The sequence below is a fragment of the Vibrio sp. TRT 17S01 genome (assembly GCF_050113695.1).
Lineage (GTDB): Bacteria > Pseudomonadota > Gammaproteobacteria > Enterobacterales > Vibrionaceae > Vibrio.
In genome coordinates, this window is record NZ_JBNJOG010000001.1 from 1 (window position 1) to 26,168 (window position 26,168).

The 26,168-nt window shown below is 44.3% G+C and carries 24 protein-coding genes, 3 tRNA genes and 1 pseudogene; 12 read left to right on the plus strand and 16 right to left on the minus strand.

Annotation, left to right across the window (positions count from 1 at the left end; all coding sequences use genetic code 11):
- Positions 1–2 precede the first annotated feature (2 nt).
- The 8 genes from ACQEXS_RS00005 to lolB all read right to left on the minus strand — a co-directional run bounded on the left by ACQEXS_RS00005 (position 3) and on the right by lolB (position 4,887).
- Positions 3–77, minus strand: a tRNA-Gln gene (locus ACQEXS_RS00005).
- A 40-nt stretch (positions 78–117) separates the two neighbouring features.
- Positions 118–202 (minus strand) — tRNA-Leu (locus ACQEXS_RS00010).
- 38 nt (positions 203–240) lie between these two features.
- A tRNA-Met gene (locus ACQEXS_RS00015) sits at positions 241–317 on the minus strand.
- Positions 318–589: 272 nt separating this feature from the next.
- A complete protein-coding gene (gene ychF, locus ACQEXS_RS00020) occupies positions 590–1,681 on the minus strand; it encodes a redox-regulated ATPase YchF (RefSeq protein ID WP_427011990.1) in 1,092 nt (363 codons plus the stop codon).
- Between the two features lie 10 nt (positions 1,682–1,691).
- Positions 1,692–2,282: an aminoacyl-tRNA hydrolase gene (gene pth, locus ACQEXS_RS00025; RefSeq protein ID WP_427012410.1), complete on the minus strand. Its 591-nt coding sequence runs from the start codon at positions 2,280–2,282 to the stop codon at positions 1,692–1,694.
- Between the two features lie 145 nt (positions 2,283–2,427).
- Entirely contained in the window at positions 2,428–3,372 is a 945-nt protein-coding gene (locus tag ACQEXS_RS00030; protein WP_367988468.1) for a ribose-phosphate pyrophosphokinase, read from the minus strand.
- A 28-nt stretch (positions 3,373–3,400) separates the two neighbouring features.
- Entirely contained in the window at positions 3,401–4,273 is an 873-nt protein-coding gene (ispE, locus tag ACQEXS_RS00035; RefSeq protein ID WP_427012411.1) for a 4-(cytidine 5'-diphospho)-2-C-methyl-D-erythritol kinase, read from the minus strand.
- Positions 4,270–4,887 carry a lipoprotein insertase outer membrane protein LolB gene (lolB, locus tag ACQEXS_RS00040; protein WP_427012412.1) on the minus strand — a complete coding sequence of 206 codons (618 nt, stop codon included), beginning with the start codon at positions 4,885–4,887 and terminating at the stop codon, positions 4,270–4,272. Before lolB ends, ispE begins: the two co-directional genes overlap by 4 nt.
- Before the next feature lie 160 nt (positions 4,888–5,047).
- Here lolB and hemA point away from each other — a divergent pair, with 160 nt between their 5' ends.
- The 8 genes from hemA (at position 5,048) to ybaK (ending at position 13,113) form a co-directional block, all read left to right on the plus strand.
- On the plus strand, positions 5,048–6,304 hold the full coding sequence (gene hemA / locus ACQEXS_RS00045; RefSeq protein ID WP_367988471.1) for a glutamyl-tRNA reductase: 1,257 nt from the start codon (positions 5,048–5,050) through the stop codon (positions 6,302–6,304).
- A gap of 29 nt (positions 6,305–6,333) precedes the next feature.
- Positions 6,334–7,422 carry a peptide chain release factor 1 gene (prfA, locus tag ACQEXS_RS00050; RefSeq protein ID WP_367988472.1) on the plus strand — a complete coding sequence of 363 codons (1,089 nt, stop codon included), beginning with the start codon at positions 6,334–6,336 and terminating at the stop codon, positions 7,420–7,422.
- A 4-nt stretch (positions 7,423–7,426) separates the two neighbouring features.
- Positions 7,427–8,287 carry a peptide chain release factor N(5)-glutamine methyltransferase gene (gene prmC / locus ACQEXS_RS00055; protein WP_427012413.1) on the plus strand — a complete coding sequence of 287 codons (861 nt, stop codon included), beginning with the start codon at positions 7,427–7,429 and terminating at the stop codon, positions 8,285–8,287.
- A gap of 12 nt (positions 8,288–8,299) precedes the next feature.
- Positions 8,300–8,683 carry a SirB2 family protein gene (locus ACQEXS_RS00060; RefSeq protein ID WP_427012414.1) on the plus strand — a complete coding sequence of 128 codons (384 nt, stop codon included), beginning with the start codon at positions 8,300–8,302 and terminating at the stop codon, positions 8,681–8,683.
- A gap of 33 nt (positions 8,684–8,716) precedes the next feature.
- Complete coding sequence (locus ACQEXS_RS00065; protein WP_367988476.1) at positions 8,717–9,526, plus strand: SirB1 family protein; 810 nt, start codon at positions 8,717–8,719, stop codon at positions 9,524–9,526.
- Between the two features lie 24 nt (positions 9,527–9,550).
- Positions 9,551–10,402 (plus strand): 3-deoxy-8-phosphooctulonate synthase, encoded by an 852-nt coding sequence (gene kdsA, locus ACQEXS_RS00070; RefSeq protein WP_367989144.1) that lies wholly within the window; start codon positions 9,551–9,553, stop codon positions 10,400–10,402.
- Between the two features lie 388 nt (positions 10,403–10,790).
- Entirely contained in the window at positions 10,791–12,452 is a 1,662-nt protein-coding gene (ushA, locus tag ACQEXS_RS00075; RefSeq protein WP_367988477.1) for a bifunctional UDP-sugar hydrolase/5'-nucleotidase UshA, read from the plus strand.
- 187 nt (positions 12,453–12,639) lie between these two features.
- Complete coding sequence (gene ybaK, locus ACQEXS_RS00080; protein ID WP_427011995.1) at positions 12,640–13,113, plus strand: Cys-tRNA(Pro) deacylase; 474 nt, start codon at positions 12,640–12,642, stop codon at positions 13,111–13,113.
- A gap of 75 nt (positions 13,114–13,188) precedes the next feature.
- Here ybaK and ACQEXS_RS00085 read toward each other — a convergent pair whose 3' ends face one another.
- A complete protein-coding gene (locus ACQEXS_RS00085) occupies positions 13,189–14,433 on the minus strand; it encodes a uracil-xanthine permease family protein (RefSeq protein ID WP_367988479.1) in 1,245 nt (414 codons plus the stop codon).
- Between the two features lie 244 nt (positions 14,434–14,677).
- Between ACQEXS_RS00085 and ACQEXS_RS00090 the strand changes: the two genes are divergently transcribed.
- Positions 14,678–15,907, plus strand: coding sequence for a DUF2066 domain-containing protein (locus tag ACQEXS_RS00090; protein WP_427012415.1), 1,230 nt, complete (start codon positions 14,678–14,680; stop codon positions 15,905–15,907).
- Positions 15,908–15,932: 25 nt separating this feature from the next.
- On the opposite strand, the gene ACQEXS_RS00095 is transcribed toward ACQEXS_RS00090, so the two are convergent.
- The 4 genes from ACQEXS_RS00095 to ACQEXS_RS00110 are packed head-to-tail and all read right to left on the minus strand — an operon-like array spanning position 15,933 to position 18,750.
- Positions 15,933–16,355 (minus strand): DUF2069 domain-containing protein, encoded by a 423-nt coding sequence (locus ACQEXS_RS00095; protein ID WP_427012416.1) that lies wholly within the window; start codon positions 16,353–16,355, stop codon positions 15,933–15,935.
- Positions 16,356–16,361: 6 nt separating this feature from the next.
- On the minus strand, positions 16,362–16,931 hold the full coding sequence (gene wrbA / locus ACQEXS_RS00100; RefSeq protein WP_427012417.1) for an NAD(P)H:quinone oxidoreductase: 570 nt from the start codon (positions 16,929–16,931) through the stop codon (positions 16,362–16,364).
- Positions 16,928–17,272: an arsenate reductase (glutaredoxin) gene (gene arsC, locus ACQEXS_RS00105; protein ID WP_367988483.1), complete on the minus strand. Its 345-nt coding sequence runs from the start codon at positions 17,270–17,272 to the stop codon at positions 16,928–16,930. Before arsC ends, wrbA begins: the two co-directional genes overlap by 4 nt.
- A gap of 23 nt (positions 17,273–17,295) precedes the next feature.
- Complete coding sequence (locus ACQEXS_RS00110) at positions 17,296–18,750, minus strand: M48 family metalloprotease (RefSeq protein ID WP_427012418.1); 1,455 nt, start codon at positions 18,748–18,750, stop codon at positions 17,296–17,298.
- A gap of 204 nt (positions 18,751–18,954) precedes the next feature.
- Here ACQEXS_RS00110 and ACQEXS_RS00115 point away from each other — a divergent pair, with 204 nt between their 5' ends.
- From ACQEXS_RS00115 to ACQEXS_RS00125, 3 genes are all read left to right on the plus strand, one after another.
- Entirely contained in the window at positions 18,955–19,191 is a 237-nt protein-coding gene (locus tag ACQEXS_RS00115) for a sulfurtransferase TusA family protein (protein ID WP_367988485.1), read from the plus strand.
- A complete protein-coding gene (locus ACQEXS_RS00120) occupies positions 19,184–20,257 on the plus strand; it encodes an AI-2E family transporter (RefSeq protein ID WP_367988486.1) in 1,074 nt (357 codons plus the stop codon). The genes ACQEXS_RS00115 and ACQEXS_RS00120 overlap by 8 nt, the downstream gene beginning before the upstream one ends.
- Positions 20,258–20,489: 232 nt before the next feature.
- The gene (locus ACQEXS_RS00125; protein ID WP_427012419.1) at positions 20,490–22,361 is read left to right on the plus strand and encodes a methyl-accepting chemotaxis protein; all 1,872 of its coding nucleotides are present in this window, start codon (positions 20,490–20,492) and stop codon (positions 22,359–22,361) included.
- 61 nt (positions 22,362–22,422) lie between these two features.
- Here ACQEXS_RS00125 and ACQEXS_RS00130 read toward each other — a convergent pair.
- From ACQEXS_RS00130 to ACQEXS_RS00140, 3 genes and pseudogenes are all read right to left on the minus strand, one after another.
- A pseudogene (locus ACQEXS_RS00130) lies at positions 22,423–22,563 on the minus strand (thioredoxin-dependent thiol peroxidase); the annotation flags it as partial.
- Between the two features lie 306 nt (positions 22,564–22,869).
- Positions 22,870–24,285 (minus strand): UvrD-helicase domain-containing protein, encoded by a 1,416-nt coding sequence (locus tag ACQEXS_RS00135; RefSeq protein ID WP_427012420.1) that lies wholly within the window; start codon positions 24,283–24,285, stop codon positions 22,870–22,872.
- Between the two features lie 9 nt (positions 24,286–24,294).
- Entirely contained in the window at positions 24,295–26,004 is a 1,710-nt protein-coding gene (locus tag ACQEXS_RS00140) for an ATP-dependent nuclease (protein WP_427012421.1), read from the minus strand.
- Positions 26,005–26,168 lie beyond the last annotated feature (164 nt).

Genomic DNA, 26,168 nt, shown 5'->3' on the forward strand with positions numbered 1-26,168 from the left:
AATGGCAGGTCTACCTGGATTCGAACCAGGGAATGGCGGCATCAAAAGCCGCTGCCTTACCGCTTGGCGATAGACCTGCAGGCGATAGTCGTAAAGACTGATCAAATTAGAAAAGTATGGTGCGGAAGGAGAGACTTGAACTCTCACACCTTGCGGCGCCAGAACCTAAATCTGGTGCGTCTACCAATTCCGCCACTTCCGCATCTTTTCCTAAAGGCTTTTATTAAAAGCACTTAGGAATGGTGGCTACGACGGGATTCGAACCTGTGACCCCATCATTATGAGTGATGTGCTCTAACCAGCTGAGCTACGTAGCCATACCATGTTTTCTTCCTTTCAAAACCATATCAGTCTCGTCGGGAACGGGGCGCATTATGCGGATCTGTGTGAGAACCGTCAACAGTTTTTTTGAATAAATCCCGACAAATGAATCGTTCGGTTTCTTTTTGAACAAAGAGGCGCGTTAATGATCGAAAAGTGCAAATAATTTGGCATCAGTTTATGGATTTTATTTCTACGGAGTATAAAAAAAGCCAGTGATAGCACTGGCTTTTATATGCACTCTAAGAGAGTAAAATCATCGAGTTACTTAAACGTTGAAGCGGAAATGAACAACATCACCATCTTTAACGATGTATTCTTTACCTTCTAGACGCCATTTTCCTGCTTCTTTCGCGCCATTTTCACCGTTAAATTGAATAAAGTCGTCGTAACCAACGACTTCTGCACGGATGAACCCTTTTTCAAAGTCGGTGTGGATCTTACCCGCTGCTTTTGGTGCAGTTGCTCCAACAGGGATTGTCCATGCGCGAACTTCTTTCACACCAGCCGTAAAGTAAGTGTGAAGTTCCAATAGTTCGTAACCAGCACGAATCACTCGGTTTAACCCCGGCTCTTCGATGCCCATGTCTGCAAGAAACTCTTCACGATCTTCATCTTCTAGCTCTGAAAGCTCAGACTCGATTGCCGCGCAAACAGGAACAACAACGTTGTTTTCTTTTTCTGCAAATTCGCGTACGGCATCTAGATATGGGTTGTTTTCAAAACCATCTTCATTTACGTTCGCGATGTACATAGTTGGTTTTAATGTTAGGAAGTTCAGGTAGCCAATCGCTGCCAACTCTTCTTTTGCCAACTCAACTGTACGAGCCATACCACCTTCAGTTAATACTGGAAGCAGTTTTTCTAGTACGGTCAGCTCAAACTTAGCATCTTTGTCGCCGCCTTTTGCTTTCTTAGCGTTACGTTGGATCGCACGCTCACAAGAGTCAAGGTCAGCCATAGCAAGTTCAAGGTTAATCACTTCGATATCTTCGATAGGTGATACTTTACCTGCAACGTGAACAATGTTTTCGTTTTCAAAACAGCGAACAACGTGACCGATAGCATCAGTTTCACGGATGTTTGCCAAGAATTTGTTACCTAAACCTTCACCTTTTGATGCGCCTGCTACTAGGCCAGCGATATCCACGAATTCCATAGTGGTTGGTAAGGTTTTCTGCGGGTTAACGATTTTCGCTAGCGCATCCAGACGAAGATCTGGCACCGGAACCACACCAGTGTTTGGTTCGATTGTACAAAACGGGAAGTTAGCGGCTTCAATACCCGCTTTAGTGAGTGCGTTAAACAGAGTTGATTTACCAACGTTTGGTAGACCAACGATGCCACATTTAAAACCCATGATAGTAACCTTATTCAGCTTTGAACGTGTGTAAGCGGTTTTGTGCTTTGGTTAAGCCGTCTTTTAGCAAGATATCTAAGCAACGGACAGATTCATCGACTGCTGCGTCTAAAAGCTCTTGCTCTTTTGCAGGCGCTTTTCCTAATACAAAACCAGCAACTTTGTCTTTGTGTCCCGGATGGCCAATGCCGATTCGAAGACGGTAGAAATCTTTGTTATTAGCCAGTTTGCTGATGGTGTCGCGTAAGCCATTGTGCCCACCGTGCCCACCGCCTTTTTTAAACTTAGCTACCCCTGGCGGCAAGTCGAGCTCGTCGTGTGCCACCATGATTTCTTCGGGTTTGATTTGATAGAACTTTGTCAGTGCAGCGATCGACTTTCCTGACAAGTTCATAAATGTTGTTGGGATAAGCAAACGGAGGTCTTGACCATTCATCATAATGCGCCCGGTGTAACCGAAAAACTTCGATTCCTCTTTGAGCGTTGTGTTATGAACGCGAGCTAACTCTTCTACTACCCATGCGCCCGCATTGTGGCGTGTTTTTTTATACTCAGGGCCTGGATTGGCTAATCCGACAAGAAGTTTGATTTGTTGACTCAAGGTTGGGATCTCTCTGCAATCTCAAAAAGCGCAGTATGATAGCACAGAAAACTGGCCTGATGACAGGTGATTGGTTTTGCCTCAAATAAAAAGCGCTTCCATCGGGAAGCGCTTTAAAAATTCAGTGTTTATAACAATCGTAAGATTAGTTAAACATTGCTGAGATAGACTCTTCGTTGCTGATGCGGCGAATTGCTTCTGCCAGCATGCGAGATAGGCTAAGTGTGGTGACTTTGCCTGTCGCCGCCATCTCTTTAGAAAGAGAGATAGAGTCAGTGACAATCACTTGATCAAGAACAGAGCTCTTGATGTTTTGCGCAGCGTTGCCAGAGAAAACAGCGTGTGTCGCGTAAGCGAAAACGCGTTTAGCACCACGCTCTTTTAGCGCTTCAGCCGCTTTACATAGAGTGCCACCTGTATCGATCATGTCATCAACGATAACGCAATCGCGTCCTTCAACATCACCGATGAGGTTCATCACTTCAGAAACGTTAGCGCGTGGGCGACGTTTGTCAACGATAGCGATGTCGATATCACCTAATGCTTTTGCTGTTGCACGAGCGCGTACAACACCACCAAGATCAGGAGAAACAACAACAGGGTTTTCAAGACCACGGTTTTCCATGTCTTCTAGAAGAACAGGCGTACCGAAAATGTTGTCTACAGGAACATCAAAGAAACCTTGAATCTGTTCAGCGTGTAGGTCAATAGTCAGAACGCGGTCAACCCCAACGTTAGAAAGAAAGTCAGCAACAACTTTTGCAGTGATTGGCACACGCGCAGAACGTACACGACGGTCTTGGCGAGCGTAACCAAAGTAAGGGATAACTGCTGTAATACGGCCCGCTGAAGCACGGCGCATTGCATCAATCATTACAACCAATTCCATTAGGTTGTCGTTGGTTGGTGCGCATGTTGATTGGATAATGAAAACATCACTACCACGTACGTTTTCGTTAATTTGAACAGCGACTTCGCCATCAGAAAAACGAGAAACAGTAGCGTCACCAAGGGAGATGTATAGACGATCAGCAATACGTTGGGCTAGTTCAGGTGTTGCGTTACCAGCAAATAGCTTCATATCAGGCACGGTGGAAACCTCAGGGTTGCGTCCAGTTTTAGATAATTGAATTGTGGGCTGAGCGATGCTTAGCCAATGTCTCATGTAGAGGCGAAATATTACGCCCTTTAGCTACAAAAGCAGAGACAGTGTCAGGTAGTTTTTCCAAAACCGAACGAGCGTCGTCTTCACTGGAAAACTCAGCAAACACGCACGATCCAGTCCCGGTCAATCTCGACGGCGCGTATTGTAGCAGCCATGAAAGTTGCTTATCAACCTCTGGGTACAGCATTCGAACAATTTTTTCGCAATCGTTTTCGTAAGGAGTGGAAAGAAGTGTTGCCAGCGCTCGCTTCGGCGTATCTCGTGTTAATTGTGGGTGAGTAAAAATATCTGCCGTTGCGATAGCCACATTTGGACGAACGACTAAATACCATTGTTCTTTAGGTTCGGCTTGGGTGAGTTTTTCACCAACACCTTCTGCAAATGCGGCGAAACCTCGGACAAATACTGGGACATCGGCTCCTAAGTGCAGGCCAATCTGAGCAAGTTCGTCATCGGATAGCGCTAACTGCCACAAATAATTGAGCGCAACCAATACGGTTGCCGCATTGGAAGAGCCACCGCCAATCCCCCCACCCATAGGCAATATTTTATTTAGCTCAATATGAGCCCCAAATTCACAACTTGCGTATTTCTGCAGCGCAGTCGCGGCTTTCCAAATAAGGTTGTCTTGTAGTGGAACGCCGGGTATTTCAGGGGTGAGTGTAATGTCACCGCTGGAATTCGCGGTGATGATCAATGTGTCACCATGATCGACAAACTGAAATAAGGTTTGAAGTTCATGGTACCCATTTTCACGTTGGCCAGTGATATACAAAAATAAATTGAGTTTTGCGGGAGAAGGCCATTGAGTTGTGCTGGTGATCATTGGGTTAAAGTCCACTTAGATACGATGATGTTAATTTTGGTGCTGGCTTGTTGAAGCTTTAATTTTTGTGGAAGCGGGAGAGGAAGGCCATTAAAAGGCTCATCTCGATAATTAAGGTAATCAAGTTGCCACGTTCGTGATTCAAGCGTTTTGCTTAATGAGGCTAAGGTGTTGTGGGCGTTGGTCGTAAAATGTTCAACATTGCCAGGTTCTCCGAGCAACCAATGATTGAGATCTTTAAATGGAATGGCTAAACCGGTTAATTGGTAGATCAACGTATCAGCATCATCGGCAGTCAGGGTTTGATCATCGTAGGTTTCAACGACGGCACCTTTTGGTGTGACTGATAAATTAAGGACAGTTTGCCCTAAGAATGTAGAAAGGCGCAGCTCGCTATTTTGCGGAGAATGTTTCCATTGGAAGTTAAGGGATTGGCGTTGGTCTGGGGAAATATAGCCAATTTTACCAACCGCTTGATAATGAGAAATGCTCGCAAGGCGCTGTTGGTGAGTTTGCCATTCGACGTTGGTGGTGCTGTTTTGCACGGCGGCACAACCCGATAAGAACAAAAGAGTTAAAGCCCAGATTAACGGCAAACGAAATCGTATTTTCATCGTTGGATAACTGCTCAATCAATACCTTTGAATGGCGCTACTATATCATTGATATCACGAAGTCACGAAAACATATCCTCGTTACCCTTTCAATAACCGAGGCCATCAAGTAAAATTCCGCCCTGTTTGCTTTTTATCTGACCCAGAGAATCATCCATACATGTCATTGCTTGCCATTGGTATTAATCACAATACGGCATCGGTAGAACTGCGAGAGAAAGTCGCGTTTGGCCCTGAAAAATTGCCAGTTGCACTAACGCAGCTTGGCGATAACCCAAACGTCAACGGCTGCGTTATCGTCTCTACCTGTAACCGGACCGAAATTTATTGTGATGTAAAACCATCTGGCAAAAGTAAGTTGATTGACTGGATTTCTCAGTTTCATCAAGTGAGTCCTGAAGAATTAAAACCAAGCCTTTATATTCATGAAGAGCAGGCGGCTATTCGTCATCTGATGCGCGTTTCCTGCGGTTTGGATTCTTTGGTGCTTGGTGAGCCTCAAATTTTAGGGCAGGTTAAACAATCCTATTCGGATGCCCGTGAGCACAAAGCCGTTGATACATCAATCGAGAAGCTGTTTCAGAAAACATTTTCTGTCGCTAAGCGTGTTCGCACTGAAACGGACATTGGTGGCAATGCTGTCTCCGTTGCGTATGCAGCGTGCACGTTAGCGAAACACATTTTTGAATCTCTGGAAACGTCAACGGTCTTATTAGTTGGCGCTGGTGAAACGATTGAATTAGTTGCGAAGCATTTATCTGCCAATGGATGCCAGAAAATGATTGTAGCCAACCGAACGCGAGAGCGGGCGTTACCACTTGCGGAAGAGTTTGGTGCGGAAGTGATCAGTTTAGAAGAAATTCCTACTCACTTACCGCGTGCAGATATCGTGATCAGCTCAACAGCAAGTCCCTTGCCTATTATTGGTAAAGGCATGGTCGAAACTGCGTTGAAAGCCCGTCGTTGTCAGCCTGTTTTATTGGTTGATATTGCGGTTCCTCGGGACATTGAAGCACAAGTCGGTGAGCTCAATGATGCTTATCTCTACACAGTAGATGATCTGCAATCAATCGTTGACAACAATATCGAGCAACGGAAAGTTGAAGCCATTCAAGCTGAAGCGATCGTCAGTGAAGAAAGTGCCGCATTTATGACATGGATGCGCTCATTGCAAGCGGTTGATAGCATCCGAGAGTTTCGGAAATCGGCCAATGACATTCGTGAAGATCTGCTGAGTAAGAGTCTCCAGTCATTGGCATCGGGTGCCGATCCAGAAAAAGTGTTATTAGAGCTGAGTAACAAGCTCACCAACAAATTGATCCATGCTCCTACCCGAGCGCTACAAAGTGCAGCGGAGCAAGGAGAGCCAGCTAAACTGGCCGTAATTAGACAGAGTTTGGGTCTTGAAGACTCATAATCAAAATAACCCCTGAGTTTAAGAAAACTATGAAAGCCTCCATTCTTATCAAGCTAGAAACGCTTGTAGAACGTTATGAAGAAGTTCAGCACCTACTTGGTGATCCTGATGTTATTGGTGATCAGGATAAATTCCGTGCATTGTCGAAAGAGTACTCTCAACTAGAGGAAGTGACGAAGTGTTTTCAAGCCTATCAGCAAGCACAAGAAGATCTTGTTGCTGCCGAAGAAATGGCAAAAGAAGACGATGAAGAAATGCGCGAGATGGCTCAGGAAGAAATCAAAGACGCAAAAGAAGCGATTGAGCGTTTAAATGACGAACTGCAAATTCTTTTATTGCCAAAAGATCCAAATGACGACCGCAACTGTTTCTTAGAAATTCGTGCAGGTGCTGGTGGTGATGAAGCAGGCATTTTTGCGGGTGACTTGTTCCGCATGTACAGCAGATTCGCTGAGAAAAAAGGCTGGCGTATTGAAGTGATGTCTTCCAATGAAGCGGAGCATGGCGGCTATAAAGAGATGATTGCTAAGGTCACTGGCGATGGAGCATATGGTGTGCTGAAGTTTGAATCTGGTGGTCACCGCGTACAACGTGTACCAGCGACAGAATCGCAAGGTCGTGTACATACTTCGGCATGTACGGTTGCGGTGATGGCAGAGATCCCAGAAGCTGAAATTCCTGAGATTAAAGCCGCTGATCTGAAAATCGACACCTTCCGTGCATCAGGCGCGGGTGGTCAGCACGTTAACACCACAGACTCAGCTATCCGTATTACTCACTTACCAACAGGTACCGTTGTAGAGTGTCAGGACGAGCGTTCACAGCATAAGAACAAAGCGAAAGCGATGGCAGTACTTGCTGCACGTATTATTCAGGCAGAAGAAGCCAAACGTGCTGCTGAAGTATCAGACACACGTCGTAACCTGCTTGGTTCAGGTGACCGTAGTGACCGTATTCGTACCTATAACTACCCTCAAGGACGTGTTTCGGATCACCGTATTAACCTGACGGTTTACCGCCTAAATGAAGTCATGGAAGGTGATTTGGCGAGCTTGGTTGAACCTGTTATTCAAGAACACCAAGCAGATCAGCTAGCTGCTCTGGCGGAAAACAACTAATTCAATGTCTGCACAATGTCGTGTTGAAAACACATTAAAGCAGGCAATCGCCCAGCTTCAGGAGAGTGGCAGTGAATCGCCTTCTCTTGATGCTGCGGTATTACTTTGCCACACCCTTAAAAAACCACGCTCCTTCCTACTGACTTGGCCTGACAAAGAACTGTCACAACAAGAGTTAAATGCCTTCTCTTTATTGCTAGAACGTCGTCTTTCCGGTGAGCCTGTTGCCTATATTGTTGGGGAGCGCGAGTTTTGGTCATTACCACTTAAGGTATCGCCATCAACGTTGATCCCAAGACCGGATACGGAAAGGTTGGTGGAAATCGCTTTGGATAAAGCGGAAGAGAATGACGGCCATCTCCTTGATTTAGGTACCGGTACGGGGGCGATTGCACTTGCACTTGCTTCAGAGCTACCTAAGCGACATGTGATAGGGATCGATTTGAAAGTTGAGGCGCAGCAACTCGCAAGAGAAAATGCAGCGAACCTTAACCTTACGAATGCCGCTTTTTATGCAGGAAGTTGGTTCGAACCTTTGGAAACAGGTACGAAGTTTGCTTTGATTGTGTCAAATCCTCCTTATATTGATGAGCACGATCCACACTTGGTGCAAGGCGACGTGCGGTTTGAGCCTCGTAGCGCCTTGGTCGCTGCTGAAAATGGCTTGGCTGATATTCGTCATATCATTGACAAGGCGAGGGAATACTTGTGCGAAAATGGTTGGCTGCTTTTTGAGCATGGATATCAGCAAGGGGAAGCGGTAAGGAAGCTATTTACGGAGTTTGGCTACGGCCAAATTTCTACAGAAAAGGACTATGGTGGAAATGACCGAGTAACATTGGGTCAATGGAACACCAAAAAATAAGAGAGAATGTCGATGTACGAAGGTTTAAAGCACTTTCACCTGTTTACGATTGTATTGAGCGCAACGTTATTATCCGTTCGTTATGCTTTGATGATGGCGAATTCAACGCTGCAAGAGAATAAGTTTTTAAAAGTCTTCCCTCATATCAATGACACTTGCTTGTTGCTGTCAGGGATCGGCTTGATTCTTATCACTGGATTTATTCCTTTTACTGCGGCAGCTCCGTGGCTGACAGAGAAAATTACCTGTATTTTGGCGTACATTGCGCTAGGTTTATTCGCGCTTAAACTGGGCAAGAACAAATTGCTACGTACATTCTCATTCTTTGGTGCATTAGGTTGGTTAGCCATGGCGGGAAAAGTTGCCGTGACTAAAGTTCCAATGTTCTTAGGTTAAAATTTTCGAGTAATTTGAGGTAGATCATCAATCATGCTTGAGCTATTTGATGAAGACTTTGATGCAATGGAACTTGCTGAAGGGGCGCTGGTATTAAATAAGGCCATCAATCCAGAGACAGAAGTTCATTGGGCTGAGTTAGAGCTGGCGCGTTTATTGTCAGCAGCAGAGCTTGAATTGGTACATGAACCCAATGAGAAGCAGCGGTTTGAGCGTTTTATTCGTCTCTTCTATACCGAGTGGGGTTTCTCTGGCGATCAAGAAGCGTATTATGATTCGGCCAATGCTTTTATGGATAAAGTACTGCAACGCCGAAAAGGTATTCCCGTCAGCCTTGGTGCACTATTGCTCTATTTTGGTAAGAAACTCGGGTTTCCACTAACCGGTGTGACATTCCCAAGCCAGTTTTTATTGCGCGTTGAATGGTATGGTGAGAAACCTCAATATATCAATCCTTTTAATGGCGAATATGTTTCTGAGCATACACTAAGCGCATGGCTTGTTGGACACAGTGGTCCATTTTCTACGCTGAAAGAAGAACATCTAAAAGAAGCGGATAATCCAACGGTTATTGGACGCTGGCTGGCGTTGATCAAAAGCGCGTTGCTGCGCGAAGAGCGTTATACTCTTGCACTACGTTGTACTGATCTGGCGTTAACCTTTGTGCCTGATGACCCGTATGAGATTCGTGATCGAGGGTTTATCTATCAACAATTGGATTGCCATCAAATCGCGATGACGGATTACCAGTACTTTATTGATCAGTGTCCAGATGATCCGGCGGCTGAGCTACTAAAGAATCAAGTTAATGCAATGGGTAACCCGCAAGTTATTTTGCATTAACTCAATAAATAAAGAGAGAAGATGATGGAACAAAAAATCGTTCATGTTGGTGATATTCCAGTAGCTAACGATAAACCTTTTACCTTGTTTGCTGGAATGAACGTTCTGGAATCCCGCGATCTGGCAATGCAGATTTGTGAACACTACGTAAAAGTAACTGAGAAACTGGGTATCCCTTATGTATTTAAGGCGTCGTTCGATAAAGCGAACCGCAGTTCAGTGCATTCATACCGTGGTCCGGGTCTTGAAGAAGGAATGAAGATCTTCCAAGAGCTTAAAGACACGTTTGGTGTGAAAATCATCACCGATGTACATACTGAGGCTCAAGCTCAGCCTGTGGCTGATGTGGTTGATGTTATCCAGTTGCCAGCATTCCTAGCCCGTCAAACTGATCTTGTCGAAGCGATGGCAAAAACAGGCGCAGTGATTAACGTCAAGAAACCCCAGTTTATGAGTCCTGGTCAAGTGGGCAATATCGTTGAGAAGTTCGCAGAATGTGGCAACGAGAACGTGATCCTATGTGAACGTGGTTCATGCCATGGCTATGATAATTTGGTTGTGGATATGCTGGGCTTTGGTGTTATGAAGAAAGCCTCAAACGGCAGCCCAATTATTTTTGATGTGACTCACTCTCTACAAATGCGCGATCCGTCTGGTGCGGCTTCAGGTGGTCGTCGTGAGCAAACGGTTGAGTTGGCAAAAGCAGGCTTAGCAACAGGTATTGCAGGTCTATTTATTGAAGCGCATCCAAACCCAGAGCAAGCACGCTGTGATGGCCCATCAGCATTGCCACTAGACAAGCTCGAGCCGTTCTTAGCGCAAATGAAAGCGCTAGATGATCTCATTAAAGGTTTTGATCATATCGATATTCGATAGACATATTTAGAAACAATAAGGCTGCCTAATAGGCAGCCTTTTTTGTGCAAAAATCGATGATATTTTCGATATTTGTTGTAAATGCGACCACTTTATCATCAACCAATGAATCGGCGTATTTCACAGTAAAACGTTTGCTTGTGATCGTTTCTCTTCTCAGGTGTAAGCTGTGAGCGTTGTTGCAAGTTATTGACAATAATATCGTGATCAAATCGTCATAAATATGAAAACGAACTGTCTGACGTTTTCAGTTAATTTAAACTATATCAAGTTTTATAGGTTCCACAGGCTTAGTTTTCTTTGTGCAAGAAGCAATAGTTATTAATTCTCTGTATAGAACCTATATTCAAAAGCAGTGGAAATCCCCAAAAGTTCAAAAGGTATGACAATGAAGCAACGCCTGATCGTAAAAAGCGCAATTAGCGCGGCAATTTTGGCTACTCTAGCGGGTTGTGCAACAGCACCTCAGCATGAGTGGGAAGCTGATACAACCTATAAGCTGACAGTTCTTCACACTAATGACCACCACGGTCGTTTCTGGCAAAACAAATACGGCGAATACGGCATGGCTGCACGTAAGACGCTGATTGATGAACTGCGCGCTGAAATTGCAGCAGAAGGTGGCAGTTCGCTACTGCTTTCTGGTGGTGATATCAACACAGGTGTACCAGAGTCAGACCTTCAAGATGCTGAACCAGATTTTAAAGGCATGAGTAAGATTGGTTACGATGCGATGGCGCTGGGTAACCACGAGTTTGATAACCCGTTAGAAGTTCTATTTAAGCAGAAAGAGTGGGCCAACTTCCCAATGCTTTCAGCAAACATCTACGACAAAGCAACTGGTGAGCGCATGTTCCAAGCGTACCAGATGTTTGACAAGCAAGGCATCAAGATTGCTGTTATTGGTCTAACGACTGAAGATACAGCGAAAATCGGCAACCCAGAGTTTATCGGTGGCATCGATTTCCGCGACCCTAAAGAAGAAGCGAAAAAGCTAATCGCTGAACTTGAGAAAACTGAAAAACCAGACCTAATTTTCGCTGTGACACACATGGGTCACTACGAAGATGGTAACCGTGGTATCAACGCTCCGGGTGACGTAGCATTGGCTCGCTACCTAGACGAAGGTTCTCTAGATATGATCGTTGGTGGTCACTCTCAAGAACCTGTATGTATGGAAGCGCCAAACGTTGTTAAGAAAAACTTTAAGCCTTCTGATGAGTGTAAGCCAGACATGCAAAACGGTACTTACATCGTTCAGGCTCACGAGTGGGGTAAATATGTTGGTCGTGCTGATTACGAGTTCCGTAACGGCGAGCTAACCATGGTAAGCTACGATCTGATCCCAGTTAACCTGAAGAAGAAGGTTAAAATTAACGGTGAGAAGAAGCGCGTTCTGATTGAAGATGAAATCAAACAAGACGCAGCACTACTTGAGTTCTTACGCCCATACCAAGAGCAAGGCCAAGCACAGTTAAACGAGAAAATCTCTGAAACTAACGGCAAGCTTGAAGGTGACCGTAACGTTGTACGTTTCCAACAGACTAACCTAGGCCGTTTAATCGCGACTGCTCACATGGAGCGTGCAAAAGCTGACTTTGCTGTGATGAACTCTGGTGGTGTCCGTGACTCTATTGAAGCGGGTAACGTTACATACAAAGACGTACTGACAGTTCAACCATTTGCAAATATCCTGACATACACAGACATGTCTGGTCAGGAAGTGCTTGATTACCTAAACGTTGTAGCAACGAAGCCAGTTGACTCTGGTGCTTACGCGCAATTTGCAGGTATTTCAATGACTGTTGCTGACGGTAAAGTGTCTAATGTCTTCATCAGTGGCAAGCAATTACGCCTAGATGAAACTTACCGTTTCACAGTACCAAGCTACAATGCGGCTGGTGGTGATGGTTATCCGAAACTCACGGATCACCCAGGTCACGTAAACACTGGTTTTGTGGATGCTGAAGTATTGAAAGAATACCTAGAAGCCAATAGCCCAGTTGATGTGAACAAATACGCACCTTCAGGTGAAATCGTATATAAATAAGCATTAAAACGTTTGACTCAATCAGCGTGATATTTTTAACTAAAAGCGCCGCAATTGCGGCGCTTTTTTGTGTTTAGAAACCAATAAAAAGTTTCGTAAAGTTTAACTATATAAATACCAATATAACCATTTGAGTTACGATTCACAGCGCAGGTGGTTATGTTGGTGGGTATAAGGACAACGTCGTATGACCCCAGCAATTAATTTGGCTAAAAAAAAGAAAATTACCCACAAAGTTCACCAATATGAGCACGACCCACGCGCGCAGAGTTATGGCTTAGAAGCAGCACAAGTGTTGGGGCAAGATCCGGCAAAGGTCTTTAAAACGCTGCTATTTTGTTTAAATGGTGAAGCAAAAAATCTCGCAGTAGCCGTCATCCCAGTTGCTGAAAAGCTAAACCTTAAACTTGCTGCTAAAGCGGCAAAAGGAAAGAAAGCAGAAATGGCAGATCCCGATATCGCACAAAAAACAACAGGGTATGTAGTGGGGGGGATCAGTCCGCTAGGTCAGAAGAAAGCCTTGCCGACATTCATTCACCAAAGTGCATTAGAGCAGGGCAGTATATGTGTCAGTGCAGGCAAAAGAGGGTTAGAGATAGAGCTCGCGGCGCAAGATTTAGCGACATTGACGCGGGGACAGTTTGTGGAGCTGTGCTTATAAGCGGTTGAGTGTTTGTATAATGGTTATGATACGAAGGGTTGGCTGATATATGCCAACCCTTTTTCTTTTAGTTCACTATTTTGCTTCTTCTTCCATTTGAGCATTGTCCACAACGTGGTTCTCGCCTAAATCTTTTGGCAAAACTAGGTTTAGAAGAATTGCTACGATACCGCAAAGGCTAACGCCTTGAAGGCTGAATTCGCCAATACCAAATGCCATACCACCGATACCAAATACGAGCGTGATAGCCACAATCACTAAGTTGCGAGATTTATGTAGGTCGACATTGTTCTTAATCAGAGTGTTTAAACCAACGGTGGCGATGGAGCCAAACAGAAGAATCATGATACCGCCCATTACTGGCATTGGGATGGTTTGTAGTACAGCTCCAAGCTTGCCAACTAGAGCAAGTACAATGGCTGTTACCGCAGCCCAAGTCATGATCACAGGGTTAAACGCTTTGGTTAGCATTACGGCACCAGTAACTTCGGAATAAGTGGTGTTTGGTGGCGCGCCTACCATGGAAGCGGCGATAGTCGCGACGCCGTCACCAGTAATGGTGCGATGTAGCCCTGGTTTTTTGATGTAGTTTTTACCAGTCACATTAGAGATGGCTAACATGTCGCCCACGTGCTCGACCGCAGGTGCAATGGCCACAGGAATCATAAATAGAATTGCGTTGATATTGAATTCAGGCATGGTGAAGTTCGGTAAGGCGAACCATGCAGCTTCTTTTACAGGAGTAAAATCCACAATGCCATATCCTAGGCTTAAGCTGTAACCAACGACGATACCGCCCAGAATTGGCGTCAGTTTCAAAAAGCCTTTCGCAAAGACGCTGAGGATTATGGTGGTCAGTAGTGATGCAACCGAAATAACCAGTGATGCGTCAGCATCGATCACTTGAGCGCCATCCACTTTACCTAAAGCCATGCTGACAGCAACAGGCGCTAAGCCGAGACCAATCACCATGATCACAGGACCAACCACAACAGGTGGCAGTAATTTATGAATAATTTCTACCCCACGTACTTTGATCAATGCACCCATCGCGACGTAGACAAAACCCGCTGCCATCAAACCACCCATAGTGGCAGGAATACCCCAAGTCTGAACCCCGTATAGGATAGGTGCGATAAAAGCAAAAGAAGAAGCAAGGAAAATTGGCACGGTACGGCGAGTGACAAATTGGAAAAGAAGGGTTCCGATACCTGCGCCGAATAGAGCAACGCTTGGGTCTAGGCCTGTCAATAACGGCACTAACACGAGGGCCCCAAATGCGACAAAAAGCATTTGTGCGCCTTGGATGGCATTTTTCATATTGTTCTTCCTTTAGGTGGCGGTAAGTAGTAATTACTCTACAAAAATAAAATTCGCGGGATTCTATCACTGTTGCAATCGATTACAATCTGAATCAGATCAAATATTGATGATTAATTAGTAAATTATGATCTTATTCTGAGGGGCAGATAAGACTTTGTAACCGTATTGATTAGTCCTTTAGTTGCTCTGCCTGAAATTGTTGCTTATCATCGGTGTTCGCTGACATGAATGTAGGAAAAGTATGCGTAACTTAGCGTTAATGATTTTGGGGCTTGTTGGATTACCCGCTTATGCACTGACGAATGTCGATCTGTATCGAGCAGAAATTGTATTGGATCAAACTGAAGAGAATGCAGATAGCGAAGCTCGTGTTCAGGGCATGACAGAAGTGTTAGTTCGCGCTTCCGGTGATCAAACTGTCGCGAACAACCCTGTGGTAAAAAAAGCGCTAAAGCAAAGCTCTCAATACCTAGCACAGCTAAGTTATGGGCAGTTGCAAGGTGAGCAAACGATGCGAATGAGCTTTAGTGCGCCACATATTCGCTCATTATTAACGCAAGCCCAACTCCCTTTCTGGCCATCTGCTCGCGCAAATATTCTGGTTTGGCTGGTGGAAGAAACGAGCCAAGATCGAAATATTGTTTGGGAACATGCTAATTCCAAAGTACTAAACGATATAATGAGCCAAGCCAAACAACGCGGTTTGCCAATGACGATCCCTGTTGGTGATTTCGATGATATTACTGGAATCGCTGTATCTGATTTGTGGGGAGGTTTCGCTCAAGCCGTGGGGCAGGCCAGTCAACGCTATCCTGTTGATGCTGTGTTAGTGATCCGCGCGCAGGGAGATAATGTTCGTTGGACTTTATATGATCAAAAACCCGCAACAATAGGCATTACGCGTCAAGCTCCGTTGTCAGGTTCAAATAGTGGTTCATCTGCTAGTGAAAAGATGGTGAACCAAATCAGTGATTACTACGCAAAACGTGCTGCGGTTGTGGTGGCAAGTGAGTCTTCTGAAGCTATAAAAGTACGCTTCATTGAACTTGGTGATGCTGTTGACTTCTTCACCCTTGAAAACAAGCTTAAAAAGCTAAGTTCAGTTGCATCTCTTGATATCTTGAAAATCCAAGGCCATGAAGTGACCTTCAACGTGCATTTATTAGCGTCTAAAACGCAGTTTGAACAAGAAGTAGCTCGAATGGGACAAGTGACACCGCTTGAACCGATTGTTGAAACTCCAACGCAACCAGAGTTACCAGTTTCTGAACCCGTGATAGATGGAAATACAACAGAGGGTGTTCAACAAGGCGATGACGTGCGCCAAGAAGAAGTATCGATAGCTCCGTTACTGCCTGCTGAAACCATTTTGATGTATAAATGGCAGCACATCGAACGCCATGAGGCTGTGCCTGAGCAAGAGCAAACGGCCTCTGATGAAACGCCGGTGTCAGAACAAATCTCACAATAACAAAAAAGAGCCTTTCGGCTCTTTTTTACTTTTCAAACTTTGCTTTTTCTTGTTTCTCGACTTCGGATAGGCGCTTGAGTTTGAGTCCCAGCTCTTTTCCTCTTGCACGAGCATAGAGAATATTGCCCGCAAATCCAGCGGCTGTGAGCAGCAATTCAACTGCAGCTAACCATCGCTCACCTCCGTCGACATACAGAATCGTTAATGCATGAAGGAAATAGAGCATCAAGATAAAGTTTGCCCAAGCGTGGGTATAAGGTTTGCCTGCCAAAATGCCGGGAAGAGGGAGTAATAAGGGAATAACCCACGCAATGGCGAGTGTTGTACTGCTAATGTGAGGATGTGGTGACAATGACAATTGCCATATCGCGACCCAAGCCAGTAGCGTTAAATTGCCACACAAGGCCAGTAAACGATATAGCTTGGTTCTTGGTTGCATCTCATCCATGGCAATTTATCCTTTTAACTTTGTTGCTGTGGTGGCCAGTCTTTTCCCGAGCTGTTGAGCGAGTTCGATTTCTTCTTGAGTTAATGATTCCGCTTGCTTACTCACCGACGATGCACCATAGGGAGTACCACCACTTTTTGTGGTGTGTAGTTTTGGTTCTGAGTAGGGAAGCCCCATAACCAACATACCATGATGAAGCAGAGGCAACATCATGGTTTGTTGCGTGGTTTCCTGTCCGCCATGCAAGGTAGAAGATGAGGTGAAGACACAAGCAGGCTTATCAATTAAGTCTCCTGCCACCCAAAGCGCACTGGTTTGATCCCAAAAATGCTTTAAAGGGGCGGCCATGTTACCGAACCAGACTGGGCTACCCATAGCCAAACCATCGCACTGCTTCAGCTCATTGAGAGACAGTACGGGATCTTGTGAAGGACCGTCACGATCACCAATACTGTCGACCGTACGCAGCAAGGCTTCACAATGAGGGACTGATTCAATCCCTCTTGCGATGTGTCTGGCGAGGCTTCGGGTGCTACCGTGACGGCTATAATACAGCACCACTATTTGACAGGTCATAAAATCTCAAGCACTTGCTCTGGTGGGCGGCCATGTCTGGCTTTGCCATTTGCCACAACAATAGGGCGTTCGATGAGTTTTGGATTGGCTGCCATGGCTGTAAACAGTGCTTCGTCAGTTGCGTCTGCTAATTTTAGTTCCTTATAGAGATCATCTTTTGTGCGCATCATGGCTCGCACACCATCAACCTCAAGCTGACTATATAGCGTTTTTAGTTGTTCAACCGTTGGCGGTGTATCAAGATACGTAATGATTTCTGGTTGAACGTTGTTTTCCTCTAGCAGTGCTAATGTTTGACGGCTTTTAGAACAACGAGGGTTGTGATAAATCACGACTGACATAAATTTCTCCTTCATTTTTATGATTATTGCAGTGCCATAAAGCGCTCACGATCAATCATGAGCTGGTCGATACGAGCATCGAAGCGAGCCTGCTTTAAACTTCCTAATTCAGCCAGTTGGCTGGCCTGAGTGTAATATTGGATTGCTTTGTTCCAATTGGCTTTCAAGGCCAATATCTCAGCACGTGCAGCAAGCTCTTCATCACTGTGACCCAGGTGTGTTTGTGCTTCTGACAATAGGTGCCAGCCGTTAACATCATCGGGGTGATCATGAGTGTAGCGTTGTAGTGCACGCACGGCATCTTCGTTCTTATCTTGTTTTACCAGTGAGTTTGCAAGATTGATGGCTAAAACCGGATTGTTGGGATTGGTTTTCAGCGCTTTCTTCAGCATGTTTTCCGCTCTATCTGCTTGATTCTGAGCGATGTAGAGATCCGACATCGCATCGAGATAAAAATTATTAGCGGGATCCTGTTTGAGCAGGGCTTTCAACAGCGGCTCTGCTTTATCAAAATGACGATTATCCAGATGAACAAGGGCACGCCCGTATTGGAATGAAGGGGCAAGCGAAGGTGATGCTTTTTTCTCGGTACGTGCAAACCAGTCTAAGGCCGCATTTTCATTGATCCCCGCATAGCGAGCAACAATTCGGGCGCGAGCGAGATGGTAACTAAGTGATGGCGAGACACGTTTCGCGGGATACTCGCGGGCACGTGTTCGGCTATCTGTAATTCGGTCTTCTGGTAACGGGTGAGTCAGCAACATTGGTGGTGGTTTGCTGGCATAGCGGTATTGGTCTGCAAGGCGGCCAAAAAATCGAGGCATTGCGCTCACTTCAAATCCAGCTTTTGCTAAGGTCGCGATACCAAAGCGGTCGGCCTCTTTTTCATTACTGCGAGTGTAGTTGATTTGGCTTTGCATATTACCCGCGGTCGTAGCGGTAATGGCTGCAATCCCAGCTTCAGGTGCGGCGATAGCAAGCAATAATGAACCCGCTAACGCAGCAATGGTTGCTGGAGAGCGTCGAGCCTGATCTTCCATTCTTCGCGCAAGATGGCGTTGTGTCACGTGTGCAATTTCGTGTGCAACAACCGAGGCAAGCTCACTTTCACTTTGTGCGTGTAAGAATAACCCGGAATGAAGGGCAACATAGCCACCAAAAAACGCAAATGCGTTAATGTTGCGGTCTCGGATCATGAAGAAGGTGAATGGCGTTTTGACATCATCCGCATTCGCAACTAATCGATGACCTAATGAGTCAATGTACTCATTTAAAACAGGGTCATTAACGATAGGTTTGCTCGCACGCAGCATGCGCATGTAGGCATCGCCGTATTGCAGTTCTTGATCGATGGTTAATGTGCCGCTGGCAGCTGTACCAATGTCTGGGAGATCTAATGAATTGGCTTGAGCAATAGGGGCTGAAGCGAGAGCCGTTGCAACACATAGGCAAACAAGCGAACGGGTACGTCTAAACATAGTACAGGGGGTTACTCCATGATTTTATACGCTTTGGACACGGTCAGGCAGAATTGGTTTCACATTCATTGCCATTAATTGAACAGTATTCATAATATTGGTTAATGTCTGTGCATAAACCTGCTTTCATTGGCATCCTTTTCACTGACGCTGCGAAAAAAACACTATACAATGTCAACTCTATAATATTCATCGGGACGAAGAATGAAACCCAATATTTTAGATTTGCGTGAAGAGCGATGTCCTATGGCTCTTTTGCTTGCCAAACGTCACACAAAATTGCTGGCATTAGGTGAGGTGATGCAAATCTGGGTGGTGGAGACACATTCGATGAAGGATATTAAACGCTACCTCCGTAAGTATGGCTATACTGTGGCGTGCGAAGCGCAGGATGATTACTACTGTTTGCAAGTGACTAAAGGAACCTTGTTGAATGTTTGAAATGGTGAGTCGTTGGTATAAACGACGTTTTTCTGATCCCCATGCGGTGAGTTTAGTCGCGATATTACTGTTTGGTTTTATCACGATATACTTCTTTGGTAATTTAATTGCCCCTTTGCTGGTTGCGATAGTTCTTGCTTATCTTCTTGAATGGCCAGTAACTCAGCTAAGCCGCCTCGGCATTCCCAGAACACTTTCTGTAATACTGGTCATTGTGACGTTTACATCATTGATGATTTTAGCTGTATTTGGCCTAGTTCCTACGATTTGGCAGCAAGTTGGCAACTTAATCAACGATATTCCAAACATGTACACTGGGCTTCAGGCATTTATTGCGGAGATCCCTCAACGTTACCCTGAGCTGGCACATTTTGAAATCGTTGAGTCAGTGGTTACCAATGCGAAAAACCAAGTGATCGTGATGGGTGAAACGGTGGTGAAAGGTTCATTGGCGTCTCTGGTCAGCATTGCGACTTTGGGGGTGTATCTGATCTTAGTTCCATTGTTGGTATTTTTCTTATTAAAAGATAAGCAAGAAATGCTCTCGATGGCGAGCGGAATTCTACCGAGAAACCGAAAGCTCGCGACAAAAGTTTGGATTGAGATGAATGATCAAATCTCAAACTACATCCGCGGTAAAGTCATGGAAATCCTCATTGTCGGTGGTGTGAGTTACGTGACATTTGCCATTTTAGACTTACGCTATTCCGTGTTGTTAGCTGTCGCGGTCGGTTTTTCAGTTTTGATCCCTTATATCGGGGCTGCCGCTGTAACCGTGCCTGTTGCTATTGTTGGTTTGTTCCAATGGGGATTGGCGCCGCAGTTCTATTGGTTACTTGTCGCCTACGGCATTATCCAAGCCCTTGATGGCAACGTATTAGTTCCGGTGCTGTTTTCTGAAGCCGTGAATCTACATCCTGTAGCAATTATTGTTGCCGTATTAGTGTTTGGGGGCTTATGGGGTTTTTGGGGCGTTTTCTTTGCGATTCCTTTAGCCACGCTAGTTAAAGCGGTTTGGAATGCACTGCCAAGTACAGAAGAAGAACAACCGTCAGCTGATTCTTAACAACCCTCAATTTGAATGACTAAGGCTTCATCTCCTCTGGAGGTGAAGCCTTTTTTATCGTTAAAACAAAAGGTTTTACCTAGCGATATTAGCGTGCCTATACATATAATTAATAAAATGTGTTAATAATATTTTTGTTACTTATGTAAATAAAAAACTTAAGTAACCGTTGGCTGGGGCGATAAAGGGAAATAACGATAAAAAAAGCACCGATTTCAGATTGAGGAAGAGTATGAAGTTTAGCCAAAAAATAGTCGCAGCATCGTCTGCGTTACTGCTTGTCACCGTTAGCTTGCTATCCGTTCAGCAGCTAAGTACCGTAAAATCCGAAGTAGAGGCATTGGTTGACAACAGCCTCACTGAAATGGTGAAGGGGGTGCAAAATACTGTTACGTCAGATATGAACAGTAAAAAATCTCTAGCTCAGTCGATCACTGAAGTTATTGAACTTCACCCACAAGATCATGATTACATCAAAAATGTGTTAGAGAGTCCTGAGTTAAAAGGGAGCTTTCTTGCTGTTGGGTTGGGATATGAATCTAACGGTTTTGTACTAGAAAATGATGACGGTTGGGATGTCGGCCCTGATTATGACCCACGTAAACGTCCTTGGTATCAGGATGCAAAAAGCAAAGGTCAACTGGTCGTTACCGCGCCATATATTGATGTCTCGACTAAGAATGTCATTATTTCAATCGGGACACCGGTCAAAGACAATGGGCAGTTTACTGCTGCAATGTTCTACGACATGGAATTGAGTGGTCTAGCGACACTAGTCAATAGCATTAACCTATTGGATGCGGGTTATCTGTTTATTGTCACTGAAGACGGTACAACCATTGCTCACCCTGACGTCAAAAATAATGGTGAGAAGCTAGAAAAATACCTACCGGGCGTCAAAATATCGCAAGGTAGTCAGCGCGTTGAGCTTGAAGGGGTTTCTTATCTCATTGATTTCGAATTAGTCCCTTCAGAAGGTTGGTATATCGGGGCGATTGTTGATGAGTCGATTGCGTTTGCTGCTATAGATAAGATGCGTAATAGCTCTATTCTGTATGTCATCATTGGTGCGGTTTTGAGTATTGTTGTTCTGACATTCTTGATTAAGGCATTAATGAAACCGCTAGGTGTGCTTAACGAAGCAATTGAAGATGTGGCTTCTGGCCAAGGTGACTTAACTAAACGTCTAGATACCAATACAGATAAAGAGTTTGCTACCTTAGCTGAAGGTTTTAATACCTTCACACAAACCTTACAACACCAGATTACTCAATCGAAAGCGATCGGGGCTGAAATTCTACGTGGTACAGAAATGACCGTTGTTGGCGCGCAAGAATCTGCAGAAGCGATGCGCAGTCAATTACATGAGTTAGAGCAATTAGCAACCGCTATGAACGAAATGGCCGTTACCGCGACAGAAGTGGCGAATAACGCGCAAGGAGCGGCATCAGCTGCGAAAGAAGCCGATGATGCAACACGTGATGGTTCTGGCATCGTGGGTGAAACAACCGCATCAATTGATGCGTTGGCAGCTCGTATTGATCAAGCGGTTGAAGAAGTGCAAGGGTTAGAGTCTGCTACCGCAAATATTGAGACCATTTTGAAGGTGATTAACGATATTGCCGATCAAACCAACTTGCTTGCACTGAACGCAGCGATAGAGGCAGCTCGAGCAGGGGAGTCAGGGCGTGGTTTTGCTGTTGTGGCTGATGAAGTTCGTACTCTTGCGCAGCGGACACAAGAATCAACCACTGAAATTCGCAGTATGATTGAGCAGCTTCAAGCAGGTGCAAGCTCGGTCTCTGCCGCTATGAATGAAAGTAAGAACACCACGGTTGATGCGGTAGATAAAGCTCAAGCCGCAAATGAGGCGCTAAAACGCATCAGTGAGTCGATTCAGGTGATCACGGATATGAATATGCAGATTGCCTCGGCTGCAGAAGAACAAAGCTTGGTCGCCGAAGAGATCAACAGTAATACTGTGAAGATTAAAGATCTGTCAACACAGGTGGCGGATGCAGCTGAAAGCTCAAGCGTTGCAATGCAAGTTCAAACAGAAAATGTGCGTGAACAAGATGCAATTTTGAATAAGTTTATTGTGTAATGATAAATACAAAGCGCCAGTCACTGACTGGCGCTTTTTTGTAGGAGGTTACCAAGTGTATTTATGCTTGGTTCAGGTAATTTAAAACGACTTCATGATGATCTTTGGTTTTAAATTTATTGAACACGTGTTCAATTACACCTTCTTCGTTGATCAGGAAGCTGATGCGGTGCAGGCCGTCGTACACTTTACCCATAAAGCGACACCCTTGGGAATATTCTAAGACCTAAATTTTGACGATTATTGATAAACTCTATTTTTAACAGTGAGTTAGGTTGGTAAATTTTCTTTTTGAACCTTAATTATAACAGTTGTCATAATTTTTTGTAAATCGGGCTTCTTTTGACACTTTTCCAAGCGCAAACTTGTCATAAAAAAACTTAGGCAGTGCTATGAGGTGAAGGTGATTGTCATTGCGACAGAATCGCTTGGTGATCACAATCCATACACTTATCACCAAACTCACTTTTGGACAAAATGAGATAGCTTAACACCTGCAATAAAGCATTTATGGGAGTGCTGTAGCAGAGCTTGCAATAGATATGGTTTTAGCACCTCTTGATAAGGCAACATACAAATTTTGGCTATTCATGTTACTAACATCAATGATTAAGCTGTGATCTGCTTCCAAGCCCTTAAGCAATAAAGTACTACCTATAGCCAAGTTTGGAATACGGGTATCACCTCGTTGACGTAGGCTTTCTCTGGCTCTTTCCATGCCCTGTTTGAAGCTCAAGGATGGCTCACAAACAACGCTATTTATGGCACTCTTTAATGCACTGAATGCAGCACGTCGATAAACTCTAATATTATCGTCAGTTTCAACAGTATTCATAATTGCTAGAAAGTTAGCTGCTGTTTTCGATTGAATAAATACGATTATTGCAGCTTCGGTTAGACTTGGTGCGTTCCTGTTTCTACCTGCTAATATTGTCCTTATTCTTGGAACCCAATGTGAACTTCCCATTCCAGTAGCCAGTGAGCCAAAAATATTGATTACGCAAGTCGCTAATTGCTCACCCAGTTCAACGTCTAGTCGCTCAGAAAAAGTAACTAAATCTCTTAAATCAACGGGTTCAACCACATCAATCCCGTTATTTTGGCTCGCATATAAATGTCGTGAATTTGCGTTGATTGAGTTACCAATAACTAGTAAAGAATCTTGGGGATAAGCGTTTCTAAGCTGGTATTGTGCCGTACTTTTCAGACGCATATTTTCTTGATGATTTTGACTCAGTTGAATATGCGATACTGAGTTAGGGCTATGTGTTAAATCAATATTGTTTCCGGCTGCCAACCTCCTACGGCATTCCAACACCCACTCACCCAGTTCTTGGTTTTGTGCATTTATCCAGCGCCAAGGTGTATTCAACTCGGTTAGCAGCGGGAAATAATTTAAGACCTCTGCTTGCCAACTGGGAATCTGTGTACCTCGAAAATTGAAAATCAACTGCATAGGATCCCCTAAAACTGTAGTTGGGATACACTGTGAAATAGAGCAAACAATATTGTGTTGCTCTTGGTTACAGTCTTGGTATTCATCAACAATCAGCCGTGAGTATGATGCTCTGATCACTTCATGCAGACTTCCAGTAGCCAAGTAGCTACTCACTGCATTTCTTAATTCAGGGTAATACGTTCGAGAGTTTTCAACGGGTGAGGCTATTTGACAATTTTGGCTAAAACTACTCGCGATTCTCACCGACCAGCCATCAATAGTCGACAATACATAGTTCTTTGCTGGAACATTTGCCCTAGTAAGTCTCTTTCGAAGAGCTGCAACGCCAGCAGTTGTGTGGGTTAAAACCAGGTATGGCTTAACAGGCGGAATCGCCAAAGCTTCAACTATTAATTGAGTTTTTCCGCATCCTGCTGGAGCTTCAATAGCTCCAATTTCATTTTCTAATATGATTTCTGCTGACACTTGTATTCCCTACTGTCGTGCCCACACAAGAAGGTTATCTAACACTTGAGTAAATTCAGGTTGTATGGATAGTTTGTTGGACCAAAGAACTGTTTCTGCAACATTTTCCATAGGCTCAATGTCTTTGAACCATTCTTTTTTCTTTGCTGCTAGACCAAGGTATAGTCGATGAGCATCATGAGGAGTCTGAGTACAAATTGAGAGGTTAAACTGATTTTCAGATGCATTTGTAATGTGTGCATTTACCGCGTTATTAGTTTTTCTCTCAACCGCAATATTTAACAATTGCGGAATTAGATTAAGGTAGCAATTATTAAATATTGCCTGCTCAGTAGCTTGGTTATCACCCCATTCAAACATAGGTATGCCCAGTTGTATTGCTTCGTTAATGGATGCTTCCTGCTGATCATTGATATCTGAATCTTTAAATATTGCAACAGGGTAACCTAACTCATTAAAGACCTTAGCTCGCTTAAACATATGACTACCGCCGCCATCTGCGTGCATAACACCAAGCGATTGGATGCTATGCTGCCCATGTACTTGCTCAACAGCATCAATACCATTTAAAAGTCCAATTTCTGTTTTTCCTTCGCAGACTATTACTTTATTACTCAAAAATGCCTCTGCACATACTCGCAAAGTTGATTGATGCTCGTCACTACCATTCATCGAATATATAAGGTGATTTGTTTGAGGTTGCCCAGCTACTGAAAACTTCCTCAGAATATGTAGCTGTGACGATTTTAATTCTCGGAGAACAAATGGGGAATGTGTTGTGATAAATACTTGTTGTATTGGTTGCTGTTCTTTTGCACCGATTTCTTTTAACAAACGACTGATTCTAAATGGCTCAAGGCCAAACTCTACCTCATCAATGATCAACAATTTTGAGGTGGAAACCAATTTTTGAATTCCCGCTAAAAGCAATCTAGTAGAGCCTGTACCCATTTGCCTAACTGGCGTTGCATTAGCATCATGTAAGCTCACTGCGCCATGCGAAACTGAAACGCTCGACACATCAAGTAAAGCTTGTAGCTCACCTAAATTTACGCCGAGTGAAGATGCTACACCTTGAACACTTGCGAGTGCATTGTTGAACCCATCCACATCTTGCTGTGCAAAGGCTTGTCTGGCATTGCGAGAAACTTCGGTGAGTACTTCACTTACATCAAATCTATCGTCTAATAACTTGTTTAGAAGTGAGTTACGCCCCCATGTAAAATGGCGCGAAGACCCTTCCCCTAATCTGGTGGGTGATATTAGCTCCCTGTGACTCCAAGGAAGCCTCTTCTCTAATCCTTCCTGAGCAGCGCGATGTGAATATAAGCCCCAGTCTGGGTCTAAACCTTTATCCACGACCAAACTAACTGTAATAACAGTTTCAGTGCCTGCCTGAGGTTCGTCGTAGAACTCCCGAGTAGCAAGGTTGTAGGAACGGAGGAAACTACCATAGCGCTCAATGCTCAGAAGTTCGTCATTTAAGCACCCTAAAGTGACATAAATTTCAATTCGATTATCAACATTGGCGTTATAAAAATCAGCATCTGTAAAACTGATATTTCGCCTAGCACCTAGACAAAAGTCAATTGCATCAAGGATGGAAGACTTTCCTGAGTCACCTGGACCAATGATGCAATTGACACCTTCTGTTGGATACCAGTCTAGAGATTGAATACCTCTAAAATTACGTATAGCGATGTGACGAATAATCGACATAAAACTTCCCAGCTCAAATTTCCTTTTTAATTACAGAAACATAACTTAATATGCATCAAAATGCAAAGTCCCCCCACTGAGACCGACGCTTCCGTTTTAAATGGCCCGCTACTATGTACGCTATTCCTTGTCAACTTATTTAGTGTCTAAATCCATCAACATTG

Coding starts and splice junctions, on each gene's coding strand:
- ychF (WP_427011990.1), bottom strand. CDS start 1,681: ATGGGTTTTAAATGTGGCATCGTTGGTCTACCAAACGTTGGTAAATCA.
- ispE (WP_427012411.1), bottom strand. CDS start 4,273: ATGATCACCAGCACAACTCAATGGCCTTCTCCCGCAAAACTCAATTTA.
- lolB (WP_427012412.1), bottom strand. CDS start 4,887: ATGAAAATACGATTTCGTTTGCCGTTAATCTGGGCTTTAACTCTTTTG.
- hemA (WP_367988471.1), top strand. CDS start 5,048: ATGTCATTGCTTGCCATTGGTATTAATCACAATACGGCATCGGTAGAA.
- prfA (WP_367988472.1), top strand. CDS start 6,334: ATGAAAGCCTCCATTCTTATCAAGCTAGAAACGCTTGTAGAACGTTAT.
- prmC (WP_427012413.1), top strand. CDS start 7,427: ATGTCTGCACAATGTCGTGTTGAAAACACATTAAAGCAGGCAATCGCC.
- ACQEXS_RS00060 (WP_427012414.1), top strand. CDS start 8,300: ATGTACGAAGGTTTAAAGCACTTTCACCTGTTTACGATTGTATTGAGC.
- ACQEXS_RS00065 (WP_367988476.1), top strand. CDS start 8,717: ATGCTTGAGCTATTTGATGAAGACTTTGATGCAATGGAACTTGCTGAA.
- kdsA (WP_367989144.1), top strand. CDS start 9,551: ATGGAACAAAAAATCGTTCATGTTGGTGATATTCCAGTAGCTAACGAT.
- ushA (WP_367988477.1), top strand. CDS start 10,791: ATGAAGCAACGCCTGATCGTAAAAAGCGCAATTAGCGCGGCAATTTTG.
- ybaK (WP_427011995.1), top strand. CDS start 12,640: ATGACCCCAGCAATTAATTTGGCTAAAAAAAAGAAAATTACCCACAAA.
- ACQEXS_RS00085 (WP_367988479.1), bottom strand. CDS start 14,433: ATGAAAAATGCCATCCAAGGCGCACAAATGCTTTTTGTCGCATTTGGG.
- ACQEXS_RS00090 (WP_427012415.1), top strand. CDS start 14,678: ATGCGTAACTTAGCGTTAATGATTTTGGGGCTTGTTGGATTACCCGCT.
- ACQEXS_RS00095 (WP_427012416.1), bottom strand. CDS start 16,355: ATGGATGAGATGCAACCAAGAACCAAGCTATATCGTTTACTGGCCTTG.
- wrbA (WP_427012417.1), bottom strand. CDS start 16,931: ATGACCTGTCAAATAGTGGTGCTGTATTATAGCCGTCACGGTAGCACC.
- arsC (WP_367988483.1), bottom strand. CDS start 17,272: ATGTCAGTCGTGATTTATCACAACCCTCGTTGTTCTAAAAGCCGTCAA.
- ACQEXS_RS00110 (WP_427012418.1), bottom strand. CDS start 18,750: ATGTTTAGACGTACCCGTTCGCTTGTTTGCCTATGTGTTGCAACGGCT.
- ACQEXS_RS00115 (WP_367988485.1), top strand. CDS start 18,955: ATGAAACCCAATATTTTAGATTTGCGTGAAGAGCGATGTCCTATGGCT.
- ACQEXS_RS00120 (WP_367988486.1), top strand. CDS start 19,184: ATGTTTGAAATGGTGAGTCGTTGGTATAAACGACGTTTTTCTGATCCC.
- ACQEXS_RS00125 (WP_427012419.1), top strand. CDS start 20,490: ATGAAGTTTAGCCAAAAAATAGTCGCAGCATCGTCTGCGTTACTGCTT.
- ACQEXS_RS00140 (WP_427012421.1), bottom strand. CDS start 26,004: ATGTCGATTATTCGTCACATCGCTATACGTAATTTTAGAGGTATTCAA.